Here is a 3,467-nt window from a genome sequence, read left to right on the forward strand (position 1 = left end):
TTCATGTTTGGCGGTGTCCTGCTCTCCCACACCCCCTCGGGTGCAGTACCATCGGCGCTGGAAGCCGTAACGACCGGGTTCGGAATGGGACCGGGTGTGTCACTTCCGCTCTCACCACCAAACAAACCATCGAGACACTGTCCCGGCGATCTGCTCAGCCATGTGACCAAAGGCTGGCGATCGAGCCAACCAGTGTGTTGCCTCAGAATCGCATAGCGTGCGTGAATGTCGTTTCCATCTGACCCATGTGCCCCTGTCGGGGCGGGCCGCAGTGTTGTGTTAAGTTCTCGGCGGTTAGTACCCGTCCACTCCAAGCATTGCTGCTCTTCCATGTCGGGCCTATCAACCCCATCATCTCTAGGGCGCCTCACCAGCATCGCTGCTGACGGAGATCTCATCTTAGAGCACGCTTCCCGCTTAGATGCTTTCAGCGGTTATCGCTCCCGAACGTAGCCAACCAGCCATGCACCTGGCGGTACAACTGGCACACCAGCGGTTCGTCCATCCCGGTCCTCTCGTACTAGGGACAGCCCTCCATCAAATCTCCTACGCGCGCGGCGGATAGGGACCGAACTGTCTCACGACGTTCTAAACCCAGCTCGCGTGCCGCTTTAATGGGCGAACAGCCCAACCCTTGGGACCAACTCCAGCCCCAGGATGCGACGAGCCGACATCGAGGTGCCAAACCATCCCGTCGATATGGACTCTTGGGGAAGATCAGCCTGTTATCCCCGGGGTACCTTTTATCCGTTGAGCGACACCACATCCGTACGTCGGTGCCGGATCACTAGCCCCTGCTTTCGCACCTGCTCGACCCGTCGGTCTCACAGTCAAGCACCCTTCTACGCTTACACTCACCGACCGGTTTCCAACCGGCCCGAGGGCACCATTGGGCGCCTCCGTTACCATTTAGGAGGCAACCGCCCCAGTTAAACTACCCACCAGGCACTGTCCCCCGACCCGATCAGGGCCGCGGGTGAGACACATCATTTGATCAGAGCGGTATTTCACCAACACCTCCACCCGAACTAGCGTCCAGGCTTCCCAGGCTCCCGCCTATCCTACACAAACCAGACAATATGCCAATACCAAGCTATAGTAAAGGTCCCGGGGTCTTTCCGTCCTGCCGCGCGAAACGAGCATCTTTACTCGTACTGCAATTTCGCCGAGCATGTGGTTGAGACAGCGGGGAAGTCGTTACGCCATTCGTGCAGGTCGGAACTTACCCGACAAGGAATTTCGCTACCTTAGGATGGTTATAGTTACCACCGCCGTTTACTGGCGCTTCAATTCACCACTGCAGCCATAAGGCTTGATGGATCCTCTTAACGTTCCAGCACCGGGCAGGCGTCAGTCCATATACCTCACCTCACGGCTTCGCATGGACCTGTGTTTTTAGTAAACAGTCGCTTCCCCCTGGCCTCTGCAACCCCCCACCGCTTCCGAGCGCTACGCTCCACAGCAGAGGGCCCTCCTTCTCCCGAAGTTACGGAGGCAATTTGCCGAGTTCCTTAACCACACATCACTCGAACGCCTCAGTATACTCTACCTGACCACCAGTGTCGGTTTCGGGTACTGGCCGAGCACCACTCGCTAGAGGCTTTTCTCGACAGCACGGGATCACCGAATTCGCTCGAAAGAGCTATGCTTCAGCGCTCACCCCCGCTATTGAAAGCAGCGTTCCCGGATTTGCCTAGGAACGCGGGCTACCACCTTACCCCGCCTAATCCACCAGACGGTACGGCTACCCCACTGCGTCACCCCATCACTACGCTACACACGGAAAGGACCCCAACCACGCACCTGTGCCAGCACTCCCGAAGGAGCACCGACACCGGCTTGCAGCCGGTTAGCACAACCGCTATCACTCATACGCGGCACTCGGGTACCGGAATATCAACCGGTTATCCATCGACTACGCCTCTCGGCCTCGCCTTAGGCCCAGACTAACCCAGGGCGGAACAACCGTCCCCTGGAACCCTTAGTCAATCGGCGCACAGGATTCTCACCTGTGTTTCGCTACTCATGCCTGCATTCTCACTCGTACAAAGTCCACCCCATGGATCACTCCGGAGCTTCACCCCATGTACGACGCTCCCCTACCCAACCCAGACTGGCGAACCAATCTGGCATTGCTACGGCTTCGGCGGTGCACTTCAGCCCCGCTACATTATCGGCGCGAAACCACTCGACCAGTGAGCTATTACGCACTCTTTCAAGGATGGCTGCTTCTAAGCCAACCTCCTGGCTGTCAACGCGACCCCACATCCTTTTCCACTCAGCACACCCTTAGGGGCCTTAGCCGGTAATCTGGGCTGTTTCCCTCTCGACGACGGATCTTCTCACCCGCCGACTCACTGCCGCACTCAACACCATGGCATTCGAAGTTTAGCTGAGCTCAGTAACCGACACGGCCCATCACCCAACCAGCGCCCTACCACCACGGAGCAACATGCGACGCTGCACCTAAATGCATTTCGGGGAGAACCAGCTATCACGGAGTTTGATTGGCCTTTCACCCCTACCCACACCTCATCCCCCCAGTTTGCAACCTAGGTGGGTTCGGGCCTCCACGACCTCTTACAGCCGCTTCACCCTGGACATGGGTAGATCACCCCGCTTCGGGTCTACAACACACCACTCAACGCCCTATTCAGACTCGCTTTCGCTCCGGCTCCACCACACGGCTTAACCTCGCAGCATACCATAACTCGCAGGCTCATTCTTCAAAAGGCACGCCATCACCCGCCTACATGAACCGAAATTCACGCCGGGCTCTGACGGTTTACAGGCACATGGTTTCAGGCACTCTTTCACTCCCCTCCCGGGGTACTTTTCACCATTCCCTCACGGTACTCTCCACTATCGGTCACCGGACCTCTTTAGGCTTAGCAGACGGTCCTGCCAGATTCACACGAGCCTCCACGAAACCCGCGCTACTCGGGTGCACCATCCGAACACCACCAACAACCTTCACCTACGGGACTCTCACCCACTCCGGTCGGCTTTCCCACGCCGTTCGACTAGCTGCTGATGCGCGAACCTAGTTTCGGCAGAAACTAACGATGATGTCCCACAACCCCCGACCCGCAACGCCTGCCGGCTATCACACGAACCAGGTTTAGCCTCCTCCGCTTTCGCTCGCCGCTACTGACGGAATCACTCTTGTTTTCTCCACAGCAGGTACTGAGATGTTTCACTTCCCCGCCACACCACCACCCGCCCTATACATTCAGGCAGGCGCGACCGGCCATCAAGCCGGCCAGGTTACCCCATTCGGAAACCCTGGGATCACAGTCCAGTTGGCAACTCCCCCAGGCATATCGCAGCCTCACACGTCCTTCATCGGTCATCCGGCACCAAGGCATCCACCATGCGCCCTACACAACTTAACCAACACGGCCAAGTCAGATAGAAACAAAGACACTCACGCACACTATACAAATCTCAAACAACACACCAGCCCC

At 57.7% G+C, this 3,467-nt stretch carries 2 rRNA genes; both read right to left on the reverse strand.

The features are described 5' to 3' along the window. Positions 1-5: 5 nt before the first annotated feature. Positions 6-122: ribosomal RNA gene (gene rrf / locus B0I28_RS26725) — 5S ribosomal RNA — on the reverse strand. A gap of 153 nt (positions 123-275) precedes the next feature. Next, positions 276-3,395: ribosomal RNA gene (locus B0I28_RS26730) — 23S ribosomal RNA — on the reverse strand. Between the last annotated feature and the right edge of the window lie 72 nt (positions 3,396-3,467).

Source organism: Glycomyces artemisiae (assembly GCF_003002955.1).
Taxonomy (GTDB): domain Bacteria; phylum Actinomycetota; class Actinomycetes; order Mycobacteriales; family Micromonosporaceae; genus Glycomyces; species Glycomyces artemisiae.